This window comes from Facklamia sp. HMSC062C11, assembly GCF_001810675.1.
In the GTDB taxonomy this organism is placed as follows: Bacteria; Bacillota; Bacilli; order Lactobacillales; family Aerococcaceae; genus Facklamia; species Facklamia hominis.
This window is the reverse complement of the sequence record NZ_KV802392.1, coordinates 1-17,257: the sequence shown is the minus strand read 5'-3', so window position 1 is coordinate 17,257 and position 17,257 is coordinate 1. Positions and strand designations below refer to the sequence as shown.

11 protein-coding genes and 12 tRNA genes are annotated in these 17,257 nt (G+C 38.5%); all 23 read left to right on the top strand.

The features are described 5' to 3' along the window. Nucleotides 1-56 precede the first annotated feature (56 nt). The 23 genes from HMPREF2758_RS03850 to HMPREF2758_RS03740 all read left to right on the top strand — a co-directional run bounded on the left by HMPREF2758_RS03850 (nucleotide 57) and on the right by HMPREF2758_RS03740 (nucleotide 16,434). A tRNA-Ser gene (locus tag HMPREF2758_RS03850) sits at nucleotides 57-147 on the top strand. Between the two features lie 29 nt (nucleotides 148-176). After that, nucleotides 177-248 (top strand) — tRNA-Glu (locus HMPREF2758_RS03845). Between the two features lie 15 nt (nucleotides 249-263). Continuing rightward, a tRNA-Val gene (locus tag HMPREF2758_RS03840) sits at nucleotides 264-336 on the top strand. A gap of 4 nt (nucleotides 337-340) precedes the next feature. Then, nucleotides 341-413: transfer RNA gene (locus HMPREF2758_RS03835), tRNA-Asp, on the top strand. 9 nt (nucleotides 414-422) lie between these two features. After that, a tRNA-Phe gene (locus HMPREF2758_RS03830) sits at nucleotides 423-495 on the top strand. A gap of 3 nt (nucleotides 496-498) precedes the next feature. Further along, nucleotides 499-579: transfer RNA gene (locus HMPREF2758_RS03825), tRNA-Tyr, on the top strand. A 43-nt stretch (nucleotides 580-622) separates the two neighbouring features. Further along, nucleotides 623-693, top strand: a tRNA-Trp gene (locus tag HMPREF2758_RS03820). 13 nt (nucleotides 694-706) lie between these two features. Continuing rightward, nucleotides 707-779: transfer RNA gene (locus HMPREF2758_RS03815), tRNA-His, on the top strand. Nucleotides 780-801: 22 nt separating this feature from the next. Next, a tRNA-Gln gene (locus HMPREF2758_RS03810) sits at nucleotides 802-873 on the top strand. 6 nt (nucleotides 874-879) lie between these two features. Then, nucleotides 880-950 (top strand) — tRNA-Cys (locus tag HMPREF2758_RS03805). Between the two features lie 9 nt (nucleotides 951-959). Continuing rightward, nucleotides 960-1,045 (top strand) — tRNA-Leu (locus tag HMPREF2758_RS03800). Between the two features lie 82 nt (nucleotides 1,046-1,127). Continuing rightward, entirely contained in the window at nucleotides 1,128-1,733 is a 606-nt protein-coding gene (locus HMPREF2758_RS03795; protein WP_070609252.1) for an NADPH-dependent FMN reductase, read from the top strand. A 4-nt stretch (nucleotides 1,734-1,737) separates the two neighbouring features. Then, nucleotides 1,738-2,472 (top strand): NADPH-dependent FMN reductase, encoded by a 735-nt coding sequence (locus HMPREF2758_RS03790; protein ID WP_070609250.1) that lies wholly within the window; start codon nucleotides 1,738-1,740, stop codon nucleotides 2,470-2,472. Nucleotides 2,473-2,608: 136 nt separating this feature from the next. Continuing rightward, nucleotides 2,609-3,352: a hypothetical protein gene (locus HMPREF2758_RS03785; protein ID WP_070609249.1), complete on the top strand. Its 744-nt coding sequence runs from the start codon at nucleotides 2,609-2,611 to the stop codon at nucleotides 3,350-3,352. Next, nucleotides 3,333-5,150, top strand: a complete 1,818-nt coding sequence (locus HMPREF2758_RS03780) for a serine hydrolase (RefSeq protein ID WP_070609247.1) — start codon at nucleotides 3,333-3,335, stop codon at nucleotides 5,148-5,150. Before HMPREF2758_RS03785 ends, HMPREF2758_RS03780 begins: the two co-directional genes overlap by 20 nt. Before the next feature lie 107 nt (nucleotides 5,151-5,257). Then, entirely contained in the window at nucleotides 5,258-7,039 is a 1,782-nt protein-coding gene (gene pepF / locus HMPREF2758_RS03775; protein WP_070609246.1) for an oligoendopeptidase F, read from the top strand. Between the two features lie 227 nt (nucleotides 7,040-7,266). After that, nucleotides 7,267-8,331: an aggregation-promoting factor C-terminal-like domain-containing protein gene (locus HMPREF2758_RS03770; RefSeq protein WP_070609244.1), complete on the top strand. Its 1,065-nt coding sequence runs from the start codon at nucleotides 7,267-7,269 to the stop codon at nucleotides 8,329-8,331. A gap of 213 nt (nucleotides 8,332-8,544) precedes the next feature. Continuing rightward, a complete protein-coding gene (locus HMPREF2758_RS03765) occupies nucleotides 8,545-10,101 on the top strand; it encodes a bifunctional metallophosphatase/5'-nucleotidase (protein ID WP_070609243.1) in 1,557 nt (518 codons plus the stop codon). 80 nt (nucleotides 10,102-10,181) lie between these two features. Continuing rightward, complete coding sequence (locus tag HMPREF2758_RS03760; protein ID WP_006908202.1) at nucleotides 10,182-10,919, top strand: metallophosphoesterase family protein; 738 nt, start codon at nucleotides 10,182-10,184, stop codon at nucleotides 10,917-10,919. A gap of 1 nt (nucleotide 10,920) precedes the next feature. Then, nucleotides 10,921-13,095 (top strand): Tex-like N-terminal domain-containing protein, encoded by a 2,175-nt coding sequence (locus tag HMPREF2758_RS03755; protein WP_070609242.1) that lies wholly within the window; start codon nucleotides 10,921-10,923, stop codon nucleotides 13,093-13,095. 69 nt (nucleotides 13,096-13,164) lie between these two features. Further along, a tRNA-Leu gene (locus HMPREF2758_RS03750) sits at nucleotides 13,165-13,246 on the top strand. Between the two features lie 414 nt (nucleotides 13,247-13,660). Further along, nucleotides 13,661-14,899 (top strand): peptidase T, encoded by a 1,239-nt coding sequence (gene pepT / locus HMPREF2758_RS03745; RefSeq protein WP_016648143.1) that lies wholly within the window; start codon nucleotides 13,661-13,663, stop codon nucleotides 14,897-14,899. A gap of 41 nt (nucleotides 14,900-14,940) precedes the next feature. Then, entirely contained in the window at nucleotides 14,941-16,434 is a 1,494-nt protein-coding gene (locus tag HMPREF2758_RS03740) for a YfcC family protein (RefSeq protein WP_016648142.1), read from the top strand. Nucleotides 16,435-17,257 lie beyond the last annotated feature (823 nt).

The following is a 17,257-nucleotide window of genomic DNA, read 5'->3' as shown; positions in this document are numbered from 1 at the left end:
GATGTCGTAGGTTCGAGCCCTACTGGCGGAGTTATGAATGATGGTTAGCTTAGCATGGAGAGTTGTCCGAGCTGGCCGAAGGAGCACGGTTGGAAACCGTGTAGACGGATAATCTTCGTCTCAAGGGTTCGAATCCCTTACTCTCCGTTTTATATAGTTTGTAATAATATTATTATGGCCCGTTGGTCAAGCGGTTAAGACACCGCCCTTTCACGGCGGTAACATGGGTTCGAATCCCGTACGGGTCATTAAAAATTTAATATGGGGGATTAGCTCAGCTGGGAGAGCGTCTGCCTTACAAGCAGGATGTCAGCGGTTCGAACCCGTTATCCCCCATTTTGGTCCGGTGGTGTAGGGGTTAACATGCTTGCCTGTCACGCAGGAGATCGCGGGTTCAAATCCCGTCCGGACCGTTGTTAGTTGGCTTGGTAGCTCAGTTGGTAGAGCACTTGATTGAAGCTCAAGGTGTCGGCGGTTCGATTCCGTCCCAAGCCATATGGAGGGGTAGCGAAGTGGCTAAACGCGGCGGACTGTAAATCCGCTCCTTCGGGTTCGGCAGTTCGAATCTGCCCCCCTCCATTTATATGATTGGAATTGTATCCAGAATCCTTTGATCTAATTTAGGGACTTAGTTTAACGGTAGAACAACGGTCTCCAAAACCGTTAGTGTGGGTTCGATTCCTGCAGTCCCTGTTATAATATGGTGGCGATTGTGGCGAAGTGGTTAACGCATCGGTTTGTGGATCCGACATTCGTGGGTTCGATTCCCATCAGTCGCCTTTATATTTAATATATTATTATTGGGGTATAGCCAAGTGGTAAGGCAACGGACTTTGACTCCGTCATTCGTTGGTTCGAATCCAGCTACCCCAGTCCAACGGCGGAATAGCCAAGTGGTAAGGCATGGGTCTGCAAAACCTTGATCGCCGGTTCAAATCCGACTTCCGCCTTAATATCACGGCGGTGTGGCGGAATTGGCAGACGCGCTGGACTCAAAATCCAGTGCCGGTTACACGGCGTGTCGGTTCGACCCCGACCACCGCTATTTTAAGCTTTTCTTAACTTAATGTTAGGAAAAGCTTTTTTTATAGTTTTGCATGCAGTTCATTGTGTAGGAGGTTATGATAATGAAGCATATCATTGGAATAGTTGGTACGAATAGTAAACGGTCAACCAATCGACAGCTACTTCAATTTATTCAATATCATTTTAAAGATAAGGCGCATATAGAATTACTTGAGATTGATCAGTTTCCAATTTTTAATAAACCCGCTTCAAAAAAGCTTCCTGAAATTGTTGAGCAAGTAGCGAATTTGATTGAGGGAGCGGATGGTGTGATTATCTCTGCTGCCGAATACAATCATGCTATCACGGCATCACTATCTAATGCCCTACATTGGTTATCCTACTATATTTCTCCTTTGAAGAATAAACCGGTGATGATAATGGGTGCTTCCTATGGTAAATTGGGCTCTTCAAGAGCGCAAGTACAGTTGCGCCAGATCTTAGATTCAGCAGATATTAAGGCGCGCGTTTTACCCAATTCAGAATTTTTATTGGGAAATTCTTTGCAGGCTTTTGATCAAGAGGGTAAGCTAGTAGATCCGGATAGAATAAATGCCCTAGAAAGTATTTTTGAGGAATTTCTTAAGTTTATTAATTATACTCAGGCATTTCTGAATAAAAATCAAAACGCTTCAATGAAGATATCGGAATCGACAAAGGAGGAATGATTGAATGGTAAAGATTAAGTTGGTTGGCATCGCTGGATCTATCTCTGAGCAATCTTATAATCGTGAATTATTATATTATATTCAACACTCATTTAAGGACCTCTTTGATTTTGAAGTTTTGGATATAAAGGATCTTCCTTTGTTTAATCAAGATCATTTGGAAGTCCTTGAGTCTTTTGAGTTTCAAGAGATTCAGAAAAAGATAGAAGCTGCTGATGGGGTAGTGATTGCTACACCTGAACATAATCGGACAGTACCTGCTCCTTTAAAATCTTTGCTAGAGTGGTTGTCATTTAAAATACATCCCTTAAAAGCAAAGCCAGTCAAAATTATGGGTGCTTCTTATTTAGATCAAGGAACTTCAAGTGCACAGATGCATTTACGCCAAATATTAGAGTCTCCTGGTATTGACGCTCTAGTCCTGCCTGGGCAAGAGTTTTTATTAGGAAATTGTCAATCTGCCTTCGATAAAGATGGAAATATTATTGATCAAAAGACCGCTCAGTATTTAAGAAAGAGTATGGAAGTATTTGTTACTTATGTGTTCACTTTAAAACCCTTAAGTCAATCGGTCTCGCTCAATCATGAGTTTCATATGGAAGAAATCTGGGCTAGTCAATTGCTACAGGTGTTGGATAGAACAAGTGACGATCCTACAAGAGTTTATTCTCAACTTCAAGCGATTAGACCAATCGTTGAATGGTATCAGTCGCATTCTGTAGATAATCAACAATTGTAATCCGAGAATATCATTTTAGGGTGTTTCGATTAGATTTGAAGATTTTGCTTGAAGCTATTATTTGACATGCTGCTTTTTTCATTCCATGCTATAATAATGGGGATGGTGTTTTTAGATTAAATAAAGGAGTTTATTTATGAGAAGTCAAGTGTTAGATTATCCTTCAGTCGAAGAGATTGAGGTACCTGAGACCTATCTAAGGGTTTCTCTAGCAGATTTCGAACAAATCTTTGAAATTCAGCTAGCAGATATGAAGCGTAAGTACCAACAATTAACGAATGAACCCTTAAGTAAATTTGATTCATTATCTTTAGCACGTCTAGGATTAGGCGAATATGAGAATCTATCGCAGGTGAAGGAAGCTTATTATATGATCTATCGTAAACAGGCTTTGGAGTTAGCTTTTTACCGTCAATTAATGCCTTTTTTATTAGCCTTTTATCAAGAAGCGAGTCAAGTCGTTATAAATCAAGATGAGTATGACGCTTATGAAAGAAAATATTTAGATCAGATTCAACGATTAGCAAGTGAAGAAGATATGACTTTGGAGGAGTATGCAAGTAGCCAACTGCATTTGAATCAACCAATTAGAACCCATATCAAGGAACGGATCCTAGAGGATTTTGTATTTGAATTAATTGCCAAGGACCGATTTGCTGCTGTAGTTGATGAATGGGAGTATGAAGCTTTTATCCAGGAGCGTTCCTTGAGTCAAGGTTTGGATCCGATTGATTTAAAGGAACAAATATCTTTTAGTAACTTTTTGCTGGAATCCAGTCAATTAAAGTGGACTCAAGAATTATTTGATTATTTTAAAGATCGATTTATAGTGATTGATTCCAGTGAAGGAGCGACAGATAGTGGAAGACAAACGGATTAAACAATGGTACAAGATAGCATGGATTGTTGGGGCGCTTGTTCTATTAGTGTATTGTTTTTTGTTAGTTAATTATTATTTTTCTTTTGGGAAGAGTAAACAAGTGGCTCGTTTGCCTTATGGGCAGACAATCGATCTGTCCAATCAATCCATGCTAGTCGTTGATTCAAATCAAACCTTATTGGATTCAGCGGGTCTGTTAGCTAATGATGAAGCTATTCTGAGCGAATCTCAAGAGTATGAGATTGATGACCAAATGCCTTGGTATTCCTTTAGTCCGAATGTTGCAAAAGAAACGGATTATTCGCTTGTGAACGATTACCGTGTGGTCTATCAGGAACCTTTAAATGATTATTCTTGGCGTCAAACTCCTAAGGGGCTTTTGCTTTATCAATTTAATCAGCCTTATACGGGTTGGCATGATGATTTGATTAATGGTTGGCGTTATTATCAAGCAGGTAGCGAAATAAAGGAACTATTTTTAAATGAGAGTCAAGTGAATCAGTGGCAGAATGAATCGCAGATTTATTTAGGATTATTTCCACGTCCAAATCGTTCCTTCTTCTTTTTAAGAGGGCCTTTAACAAATCAAGTGACATTTCATAATCAAGCAGTAGAATATAGCATTTTATATCGTAATCCAAATCAGGTAATTTATGCTTATCCTCCAGGAACTTACTTTTCAAAAGCAATTGGAAGTACCAAGCATTTTGTCGACGTGCCTATGGAGGTAATGCGGGAGCTGACTAATGAATCTGGGACCTGGCTTCAGGTTTATACGGGATATGATCAATTGGGATGGGTGCGAAAAGACGCTAGTTATGAAGATTATGTTTTGACTTATTATAATGAAAAGGAATTGCTTAATCAGATTGAAGCTGTGATGGCAGAGTATATGTCTTATGTTAGTGCTACGGTTGGAGCTTCTTTTGTTAATAATGAGTCGCTGACTCAAGTGACCTTGAATAATCAAGCCTTTAGGCCTGCTTCCACACAGAAGATTTATGTTCTAGGAGAGCTCTACCACCAATATCAAACTGGAGAGTTATCACCAAGTGATTACCATACACTCATTGCGGATGATGTGGTGCCTGGTGCTGGAATTTTAGCAGCGAATCCTGTGGGATCTTCTTTTAGTTTGGATTATTTGGTCGATTTGGTAGTGTCAATATCTGATAATACAGCGGCTAATTCCTTGATTACAGCAGTAGGTGGGGGTCAGAGAATGACACCACATATGCATGAATTGGGCTTGTATAATACGTATGTGAATGGAAAGTATTATCATTCGGATACTAACGGTCGTTTTCAGACATCGCCGGGGGATGCAGCAAGATATTTTGCCTTGTTATATAATAATAAGTTAAATGGAGAACCTTGGGACAATGAATTGATTAATAAGTTTTTTTATAATCAGCATACCTATATGACGCAATTGATTCCAGGATCGACGACGGTCTGGAACAAGTCAGGGTCTGGTGTAACGGAACAAAATGATGTTGCTTCCTTTGTTACCCCGTATGGATCCTTTAGTCTAGCGGTTTATACAGAAAATCCTTGGAACTATGATGCGGTACCGATTCAAATGGCTAGCTTATGCCTAGCTGTGCATAATACGTTTGTGGATTATCGATTAAAGTTATATCAGCATGTTGATGATCCCAGTGCTTTTATGCAAGATATGATGGCAGCACATCCGATCATGAGGCAAGCTGGTCAACAATCATTTATTGATTGTTATTTAATCGAAAAAGATCAAGATCAAGATCAAATGCAAACAGACATGGCAGCAGTTGAATAAGAATTATAGAGATCAGAAGTCATCATTCAGAATGGCTAAATGATCTCTTTTTTTCTCTATTTTTGTGTGAAAAAGTGCTATGATATTAAAAAAAGGAGGGTGATGAAATGTCATTACCATTAAGGAAAGACCTAGATCCAAAACTCACTTGGGATTTAAATCTTTTATTTAAGGACCAAGAAAGTTTTGAGAAGGCGATAGTAGCTTATCAAAAAGATCTTCAAACGATAAGTCAATATCAAGGAAAACTCAATCAAGAGAAGCAACTTCTATCCATGCTTCAATTATTGGAGAAAATTTTTGCTCAATTAACTTGGTTAAATGATTTTGGTTTTTTGGGTTATGAAGTCGATAAAAACAATCCGGTCTACGAAGAAAACAACTATAAACTACTGGCGATTTATGATGAAACTAAAAAAGCCTTGTCCTTTATTGAGGTAGAACTAGCAAATTTGGATCCAAATTATCTGCAAAGCTTTGTAGACAGCCAATCTGGAGCAGCTTATCAAAGATACTTAGATAAGATATCCATGAATCGAGAACATGTCTTATCGCTTGAGGTAGAAAGCGCCCTATCCAGTATTAATAGTCAGCTCTTTAATCAGTATCGCTTATCCAATGTTCTAAAGTATCAGGATTTACACTTTGAAGATTTTACTTGTCGAGGAAAGACTTATGCTAACACTTTTGCAGGTTTTGAGGGAGATTATGAGGTGGATTTAGATCCAGAGCTTCGTCATGCCGCTTGGGATTCTTTTCACCAAGGATTAGCCAAGTATCAAAATACAGCAGCTCATTTATATATTTCTCATGTACAAACTGAAAAAGCAATCTCCAAATTAAGAGGCTACGATTCTGTTATTGATTATTTATTAAGTGATCAAGAAGTTAGCCGTGAAGCTTACGACCGGCAAATTGATGTCATTATGACTCATTTGGCGCCTGTTATGCAACGGTATGCAAAATTATTGGCAGCTAAACATGGATTGAGTAAGATATCCTTAGCAGACATCAAAATCCCCTATTCAACACAGGAACCTAAAAAAATATCGATTCAAGCTAGTCGGCAAATGATTCAAGATGCATTATCCATTTTTGGATCGGAGTATCGTCAAATTATTGAACGGGCCTTTGAAGAGCGATGGATTGATTACCCGATGAATCAAAGTAAAAGTACAGGTGGCTTTTGTTCAACGGTTTATCAAGGCCCCTCCTATATTCTTTTGAATTGGACAGGATTGCTGAGCGAAGTCTTGGTATTGGCTCACGAATTAGGTCATGCGGGGCATTTTCAATTGAGCTATCAGTATCAAAAGGCAACGACTCCTGAAGCTAGTTTATATTTTATTGAAGCTCCTTCGACAGCCAATGAAGTTTTTATGTGTCATTACTTATTATCGAAGGACTTGGATGATGAAGAACGAGCTAATCTAGTTGGAGAGTTTATTTCACGTACTTACTTCCATAATATGGTCACTCACTTGTTAGAAGCTGATTTCCAACGTAAGGTTTATCTAGCAGTGGACCGTGGAGAAAATTTAAACGCTCAGAAATTAAATCAATTTTTCAAGGAAACACTGGAACAATTCTGGCAAGAGGTGGTTGAAATCAATCCTGGGGCAGAATTAACTTGGATGAGACAACCTCATTATTATATGGGACTTTATTCTTATACCTATTCGGCCGGCTTAACCATTGGAACTCAAATAGGTCGAAAAATTGCTAATCATGATCATGAGACCATTCAAGCTTGGTTAGATGTTCTAAAGGCTGGTGGATCCATGAAGCCGCTTGACTTAGCTAAAGCTGCTGGGGTAGATATGTCCAATGATCAAGCTTTAAGAGATACGATTGCTTATGTGGATCATTTATTGGATTATTTAAAATAAAAAGATATAACAAAAAGATGACAGATACCTTGTTTTGTGGTATTTGTCATCTTTTTGTAATTTAGATTGCAAGTGGCTATCAACTGGCTTAAAGCTGGCTAACAATCTGCTTTATACAGATACATAAATAATAAAACTTGATAGAATATGACTATCATCAAACGGCTAGGTCCGTTTTGATTCGATGAAATAATTAGTATAGTACTAGTTTTATTAAGGAGTAGATCATGAAGAAAACTTTAACCAGCTTTTTAGTTGCGGCATGCTTATTCAATCCAATGGTTCATTCAATGGAGGTATCTGCACAAGGCCTTTTGGGTCATACCGTACAAATTTTAGCTCAGTGGAATCAACGGTCTTTGAATGATGTTTTTCAATCCATTCAAGAAGCCCTAGCTAGCAAGGATCAAGTTTATACCATTCAATGGGGAGATACCCTATCTACAATTTCACAAGCAACAGGGATTGCAATCGATGATTTGATGCAAATTAATCATATATCGGACCCACATTATATCCTTGCCGGTGATCAAATTCGTTTTAATCAAGTGACGGATACGATAACTTATATTTCAAAAGACTCTGAAAAAGAAACGGTGGAACTTGATTCGGTTGAAGGCAAGGATCAAGGGCGTTTTCTATTAGCACAAGCCCAAGACTTCGACCAGACTTCGATAATTACGGAATCGGTGGATACCAGTTCAGAGATCAAGCCTATAGAAGCAGTGGAAACGACCCTTTACCAGCAAGAAACCAGCTTAGAAATTGCTCCGACGGCTCCTAAGGCCGATCAAACAATGAATCAGCCGACTCAGAATATGGAGAATGTGACGACTACACACTACCAAGCGGTCACAGCCATCGAGCCGATCACTACGACGGAAGAATCACAAACTTCGACGACAGAGACTTCTCAAGAGACGACTGTTCAGGAAACAACGATTCAAGAAACAAGTCTTGAAGAAATTACGACAACCACTGCGTCAGCAAGTATGGATCCTTATGCGGCCTTTGAACAAATCACTGCTGAAAAAGGGGTATCCGCTGAAGAAAAACAGCTATGGTCTCAGTTGATTAACAAAGAATCCGGATGGAATCCAACGGCTTCCAATGCTTATAGCGGAGCTTATGGATTACCTCAGGCTTTACCAGGTAGCAAGATGGCTAGCCATGGGGCTGATTGGCAGACAAACCCTTATACTCAATTAGCTTGGATGTATGACTATATGATTGGGCGTTATGGTTCGATTACGGGTGCTTGGCAACAGTCTCAAGCTTATCAGTGGTATTAATGGAACTATTATCTTATGAAATTGAATAAGTAAGTATTATATGGACCTTGTTGTGGATTTTCATGACAAGGTTTTTTAGTATTAATTTGAAGTTTTGTTTTGAGTGTCTATTGGAACTTTGACATACCTTCTTTATAATGGAATAGGAATAATCATTGAAACCACAATTTGTGAACCGGTACTAGCTTTCAAATTGTGTTATAGGAGAATAGAATGAAGACAATTAGATTTTTAATGACAAGTGATACACATGCACAATGGTTAGAACACCCAGACCATCCGGGTTATTCTCTTTTGAATACTGCTTATTTGATGAAGCAACTTCAATCAGACCCGTCGGTTGATTTAACCTTGACAATTGATTTAGGAGATTTTATCCAAGGCTCTTCCATGGCGACTTATACTAGTACCATCACGCATGATGCTAGACCCTATGCTCGGGCACTGAATGCCATGAATTATGATTACCATTTATTTGGCAACCATGAATTTAATTTTGGACCAGATTATTATCGACCAGCCTATGAAAATCTTAAGGGAAAAATTTTATGTGCCAATATCCTTGATCAAGCGACACAATCCAGCTTAATGGGGTGTCCCTATGAAATCATTGATTTTGAAGGCATTAAAATCGGGATTATCGGCGTGACAACTCATTACATCCCAAACTGGGAGTTGCCGGAACATTATCAAGGCGTTGACTTTCTGGATGCTTTTGAGACCGTTAAGCACTATGTGAGTCTATTAAGACCTCAAGTTGATCTATTAGTAGTCGCTTATCATGGAGGATTTGAATCGGATTTAGAGACTGGTCAGGCAACAGAAGAAGATACCGGGGAGAATCAAGGCTATCGTATGTTAAGCCAAATTCCAGGGATTGATCTTTTCTTATCAGGCCATCAACACCGTCAAATATGTCAAAAAGTGAATGGTGTCTTGACCCTACAACCTGGTTATGGTGGTGAAAAGATCGCCAGTGCGAAGATTGTTTATGACGACGGTCAAATAAAGCAACTTGATGGTGAACTAATTGATTTTAGGTCAGTTTCGCAAGAGTCTGCAGCCGTTAAATCAGCCCTAGAGCCAGAATATGAGGATAGTCAAGCGTGGTTGAATCAAGTATTAGGGCATTCCTTAATGCAAAATTCGACTCAAGATATTTTAAAAGCACGCTCTCAAGGACATCCATTTGCTGAAATGATCAATCAGTTACTGCTAAAAGAAACGGATGCTGATTTTTCAGGGGTGTCCTTACTGAATGAACACTTCTTTGAATTTCAAGGGCCAATTACTAGAAAGCAGCTACTTGCAATCTACCCTTTTTATAATTTAATTGCGGTAGTTGAAGTGTCGGGGGCGGATCTTTATAAAATAATGGAACAAAATCTTAATTACTTTATGTTGGATGAAGCTGGGAACTTAATTGTCAATCCAGCCTATATTGAACCGAAAGCTCAGCATTTTAATTATGATCTCTATTCTGGCTTTACATGTCAGGTTAATTTAAGTCAACCAGTTGGCCAACGCGTTCAAAAAATCATCGATGAAAGAACAAATGAAGCGATTGATCTAGATAAAGTTTATCGTTTATCAGTCACCCAATATCGAGCTGTGGGTGGCGGAAATTATCCACAATATCGAGAGGCACCCATTATAACGATTTCGAGTGTAGATATTCAAAGCTTAATACAAGATGCTTTGGCTAATCCTGAAAAACAGGATTGGGACCAAATTAATCAACATTATGGTCATTTGATTTATATCAATTAGCCCATTTTACGATAAAAAATGAGAAAGCACGATTCACCTTATGGTATAATGTAACCACGTGTTTTAAAGGGGGTGGGGGTATGAAATTAAATAGCGATAAGGGTGTCTTTGTGATCGGAGACATTCATGGTATGTATGATGAATTTGAGGAGATGCTAAGTTATTGGAATCGATCTAAGGAACAACTTGTCTTAATTGGGGATTTAATGGATCGAGGTTATGATAGTCGACAGGTATTAGAAAAGGTATGGTTTCTTGAAAAAGAATATCAAGCAATTGTTATACGAGGAAACCATGAATCCATGCTCTTAAATTTTTTGAGAAGCCCTTATAATTTTTTTAATCATTATGTGATTAATGGAGGGGTGACCACCCTCAGCCAATTATTGACTATTAATGAGGAAGAAATTAGGCGTTCAGATAGTCGACGCTATGCTCGACTCATTAAGCAACGCTATCCAAAATTAGAATCTTGGCTACGGTCACTTCCATATTATATAGAATATGGTAATTTTATTATTGTTCATGCTGGGATTGATTTGAGTCTGAATGATTGGCGGGACACCTCTGATCATGATTTTATGTGGTTGAGAGATCGATTCCACCATGCGGAAAATACAACTGGAAAGCAAATTATTTTTGGGCATACCCCGACCATGGTTTTGAATCAGAATTTTAATAATTCAAAGGTATGGCGTTATGATCGAAAATGGGGAATTGATGGGGGTTTGGTTTTTGGCGGTCAGTTACATGGCCTGAGTCTATCTCCAAATGCTGTCCGAGATATCCATTCAGTTAAAATTATGGAAGGAAGATAAGATGCAAGAACAGATGATGCAATTGGAAATCGCAAAAAGTTTAAAGATTAAAGAACCCCAAGTTAAGGCGGTTCTTTCTTTGTTAGCTGAAGGGAATACCATTCCCTTTATCGCCCGTTACCGTAAAGAGAGAACGGGCTCTTTAGATGAAGTACAAATTCATGAAATTGATAAGGCCTATCAGTATGCCTTAAGTCTAAACAAACGTCGTGAGGAAGTGCTTAAGAGTATTCAAGATCAAGGAAAGCTTGATCCCAGTTTGGAAGATCAAATCCAACGAGCAGGAAGTTTGCAGGAGTTAGAGGATCTATACCGTCCCTACAAACAAAAAAAGCAGACCAAGGCACAAAAGGCCATTGATCAAGGGTTAGAACCTCTGGCAGATTGGATGAGCCAAGTTCAAGATCATGAGGCCAAGTGGGAGTCCCTATGGCCAGATTATCTGCAAGAAGCGCTGGAAGATGAGCAAGCCATTCTTGACGGGGTGCATGAGATTCTCGCGCAGAGGATTTCTGACCGAGCTGATTTTAGGGATTTTATCCGTAAATATAGTCGTTATAATGGTTATTGGCAGTGTCAATTAAAGGATGAAGCGAAGGATCCGCAAGGACTTTATTCAATTTATTATCAATTTACAGAAAAACTGGTTAATTTAGCCCCTCATCAGGTGTTGGCTAGCTTGCGCGCTGAAAAAGAAGAAGTAATAAGCATTAAAATTGACCTTGATGAGCAGCCACCCCTTCAATATATGGAACGTCATGTCTTGGGAGAAGGTCTCCAACCCCTTCAGAAAGAAGCACTTGAGAGGGCTATTAAAGATGCTTATCAACGCTTTATCAAACCCTCGATTGAACGAGAGCTGCGTAGCGAGCAAGAAGAAAAAGCTCAGGCCCATGCGATCGATGTCTTTGGGGATAACGTCAGACATCTCTTAATTCAACCTCCTTTAAAGGGGAAGACGGTCTTGGGATTGGATCCAGCTTATCGAACTGGTTGTAAATTGGCGGTCATTTCAGCGACGGGTCAAGTGCTTGATAAGGGGGTTATTTATCCTCATAAGCCTGCCAGTCAAAAGCAACGCCTTCAGGCCAAGCCAGAGTTTATTCAACTAATTGAACGCCACCAAGTTGATGTGGTGGCAATCGGCAACGGAACAGCCAGTCGGGAATCAGAACAATTCGTTGCCGAAAGTTTGAGTGAATTATCAAGACCTGTTCATTATGTAATCGTGTCGGAAGCGGGAGCATCTGTGTATTCAGCCAGTGCCATCGCGCGTGAAGAATTTCCAGATTATCAAGTGGAGGAGCGCTCAGCGGTATCGATTGCTCGACGCTTGCAAGATCCTTTGGCAGAGTTGATTAAGATTGATCCTCAGTCAATGGGTGTGGGTCAGTATCAACATGATCTCAATCAAAAGAGCTTAACCCAAGAACTTGATTTTGTGGTCAATATGACGGTGAATCAAGTGGGGGTGGATGCTAATACGGCCTCAATTCAATTGTTAGAGCATGTGTCTGGAATGACCAAGGCGACGGCTAAGAATGTGATTGAGCTTCGAAATGAACTGGGGCATTTTTCTAATCGTGAACAAATTAAGACCGTTAAACGCTTGGGACCCAAAACCTTTGAGCAAGCAGCTGGATTTTTACGGATCATGCAAGGTGATAATCCTTTGGATCAAACCTCCATTCATCCGGAATCGTATGACTTAGCATTGACGATTTTACAAGAGTATCAGCTCGATTTGGCAGAATTAGGTTCAGAAGAAGCCCAGCATATTCTTGGTCAAGCGGATGTTAATTCTATTGCGGAAAGATTACAAGTAGGTCAGGAAACCATTGAAGATATTCTACATGGATTAATGAATCCTACGATGGATATTCGTGATCATCAAGCGGGTCCTATCCTAAGATCAGATGTTCTTCAACTAGAAGACTTGAATGAGGGGATGGTTCTAGAAGGTACGGTGAGAAATGTCGTGGACTTTGGAGCCTTTGTGGATATTGGAGTTAAGCAGGATGGCTTGATCCATATTTCTAAGTTATTGCGCAAAAAGGGTCAGTTTATTAAGCATCCTTCACAAGTTCTTTCCGTTGGAGATTTAGTGAAGGTGGAAGTAGTATCTTTAGACCGAGAGCGTCAACGAATTGGCTTGAAGCAGCTACAAACAGACTAGTTGAAGTGTATCCTTAACTCGCTTGACAAAAAGATGTCCTTTCGCTAAAATGAGACCGTTAAGTATCTTGCGGTCATGGCGGAATGGCAGACGCGCTAGCTTGAGGTGCTAGTGTCCTTGGGACGTGGAAGTTCGAGTCTTCTTGGCCGCAGTAATCAAAAATAGGATAGAATCGAAGGATTCTATCCTATTTTTTTGTGTATTTTAAAAGTTACAGATTATGAGAGACGAAAGAACACTTTTAATTTTTAGGTAAGGTATGGATGCTGCTTTAGAGACAGTTATGATTTAAGCTTAGAGCTGAATAATAATGATGTTGTATTTTATGAATACTGTTTTCATCAACCCCTAGGTTATCGATAATTCTAGGATAGTAATTTACTATTTAATTGTTTTCTAGTGGTTAAGTTGATTATAAAAACTGCCAATATATCAGAAGGACTGATATTAGAATATTTTAGTAATAATCTTAAAGCGGTTTAATGTTGATAGGAAAGTAAAGGGTTACAATGACTGTGTAAGAGCATACAATATTTAGGTGCTTAATAAAGAAAGGATGAAGGCTATGCCAGAAAAGTTGATAGACCGTTTTGTTAAGTATTGCAAGATTGAGACGCGTTCTGATGAGAATAGTCATACAATTCCATCGACAGCCAGTCAGACAGAGTTTTTGAAGATGTTGGAACAAGAACTTATTGAGTTAGGTTTTCAAGAAGTGTATTTAAATCCTAAAGACAGCTATCTAACAGCAAGTATTCCCTCTACGACAGACAAGGAGCTGCCAGTCTTTGGCTTTATGGCTCATGTTGATACAGCTGATTTTGAAGCTAGAAATGTCCAACCTCAATTTCATGAAAATTATGATGGTTCTGACATTGTTTTGAACGCAGACAAGGATATCGTTCTTTCAGTTAAAGAATTTCCAAATTTAGCAAATTATATCGGTAAAACACTGATTACAACGGATGGTAATACATTACTTGGTGCAGATGATAAAGCGGGTGTCGCAGAAATTGTAACAGCAGGAGCCTATTTATTAGCACATCCCGAAATTAAGCATGGTAAGATTCGAGTGGCTTTTGGTCCGGATGAAGAGATTGGTACAGGCGCAGAACATTTTGATGTCCCTGCTTTTGGCTGTCAATTTGCATATACCATGGATGGTGGACCGGTAGGTGAATTACAGTATGAAAGTTTTAATGCGGCGTCTGCTAAGGTGACAGCTCAAGGTAAGAATGTGCACCCAGGAACAGCCAAGGATATTATGGTTAATTCTCTCGATTTATTAATGGATTATCATCAACAACTTCCTAAATTAGAACAGCCGCAGTTTACCAGTCAACGAGAAGGATTCTACCATTTAGTTAAATTTGAAGGTAGCGTTGAAGAAGGATGCCTATCTTATATTATTCGGGACTTTGATCACGATCATTTCGAACATCGAAAGGCATATATGGTAAAAATTGCTGAAGAGATGAATACAAAACTTGATCGCCAACGTATTACAGTTGATATCAAGGATGAATATGCCAATATGGCGGATGTGATTGCTCAAGACCCTCGTCCAGTAGAATTAGCTAAACAGGCGATGGAATCTTTATCTATTCAACCAGTAATTGAACCTATTCGAGGAGGAACGGATGGTTCAGTATTATCTTTTAGGGGATTACCTATGCCTAATATATTTGCTGGTGGTGAGAATTTCCATGGACCTTATGAATTTGTTGCAGTAGAGTCAATGGAGTTGGCACGGGATGTCATTATTGCCATTGCCAAACAGTCAGTCGAAGTATATGGTCGTTAAGATAATTATAACTAAGAATTTTAAAGAAAAGGATGAATAGTATGTCAGAAAGTTCTAAACGCCGCCATTTTAAAATGCCTTCGTCATTTACTGTCTTGTACATATTAATTGTCTTGTTAGCTATTCTAACTTGGATTATTCCAGCTGGACAATATCAAGTTAATGATGCGGGTCAATATATTGCTGGAACATATGAAGTAGTAAACTCTAATGCTCAAGGCTTGTATGATATTCTAATGGCTCCTATCCATGGTTTAATCGGTAATGATTTGACGGATGGAGCGATTCAGGTTGCCTTCTTTATTTTGATGGTTGGTGGATTCCTTGGAGTTGTCAATAAAACAGGTGCTTTAGATCAAGGAATTGCTAGTGTTATCAAGAAGAATAAGGGCAACGAGCGGATTTTAATTCCAATCTTAATGATCTTGTTTGGATTAGGTGGATCAACTTATGGTATGGCGGAAGAAACGGTAGCCTTTTATCCATTAATTATTCCAGTAATGGTTAGTGTTGGTTTTGATAAATTAACTGCTGTTGCGATTGTATTAGTAGGTTCGCAAGTTGGCTGTTTAGCTTCAACGGTAAATCCATTTGCTACTGGAGTTGCTTCAGATACGGCAGGGATTTCTATAGCAGATGGAATAGTCTGGCGCTTAATCTTCTTTGTAGTTATGATGGCCATATCTATTGTTTATGTATATCGTTATGCAAGAAAAATTGAAAAAGATCCAAGCCAATCCTTAGTTTATCAAGACTATGCTAGTGATATGGAAGAATTTAAAGTTAAAGAACAAACATCAACGATGACTTCCAAGCAAAAAGCTGTACTCTCTCTGTTTATGTTAACCTTCATTATCATGATTGTGTCCTTGATTCCTTGGCCAGACTTTGGTGTTACTATATTCGAGGATATTAATAATTTCTTACTGGGTCTTCCAGTGATTGGTGGTCTTTTCCAACATGCCGATCCATTAGGAACCTGGTATTTTAAAGAAATTACAATGCTATTTATGGCTATGTCAATTCTCATTGCTTTTGTCTATGGTATGAGTGAAGACGAATTTCTGAAAGAGTTTATGGCTGGCTCATGCGATATGATTACAGTTGCCCTTGTTTGTGGGGTGTCTCGTGGTATTCAAGTAATTATGAATGATGGTATGATTACGGCTACTGTTTTACATTGGGGGGAAGTAGGCTTACAAGGTTTGTCGGAACAACTCTTTATTCTATTAACCTATATTTTCTACTTACCAATGTCATTCTTGATTCCTGGTACTTCTAGTTTGGCTGGGGCAACCATGGGCTTATTAGCTCCTCTAGGTGAGTTTGTTGGAGTGGCCTCACATCTGGTGATTACTGCTTTTCAAGCTGCTTCAGGAGTATTGAACTTAATTACCCCAACTTCAGCCATTATCATGGGTGCTTTATCCATTGCCAAGATTGACTTAGCAACTTGGTGGAAATTCATGGCTAAACTTGTTGCTGCAATTATTGTTTTATCAGCAGCTATACTAGTAATTGCAACATATTTCTAAGATAAAATAGAATCTATTAAAAATAGGAAAAGTCTTTTATCTGTACTTAATAAGATAGATATATTAATTTTTAGTTTATAATTATGGACGCTAAGCTACACAAAGTAGATGGCGTCCATTTTGTTTTTTCTTAAACTTCTTATTGTAGTAATTACCCATATATTTATTACTTTAGAAAACTTTTAGTATGACTGATATTTTTTTCCAAATTTATAATATATCCCTGTTGTTAGTCTTCTAATAATTATTTTCATAATAAAGTTATCGTAACGAGCTGAATCTTTCTAGTCTTGTTCTGAGCGCATGATTAGCACTTCTACTCATTGGAACTATCCCAATGCTCTATTATGCATTCTTGATATTTGTTTTTACTTACGATGCAGAGATATGTTGAATGAGTTGAAGACGTTTGTATGCATATTTAATTTTGAAGGTAAATAGCTTTAACTGATGTAAAGGTATTGGAAAATATCGGGTGTTCACTTAGTATATAGCTTTGATGCTGTGAAGGATCAATGTATGATGTTGTTCGTTACTTTACAGATATTGCCTATATTTGAATGAAGCTTTTCTTATGTTTACTTTTATAGAAGATGATTATTGTGTGTAAGTTTTTGGCCTAATAGATGATTAACTATTTATTCAATGATTAAAAGTGCTGGGTACATTCTTTTCTTTATCGCTTAAAAATACTCTCCTTACTGGTTTATCCAGTGAAGAGGGTACATATAACTTGAGTTTATCTTTTTTATATAGTTAGATTTGTAAATTCAAAAGAACCCAAACGTTTGTGAGGTGACCCTCAAAAGTTGGACTTTTATCC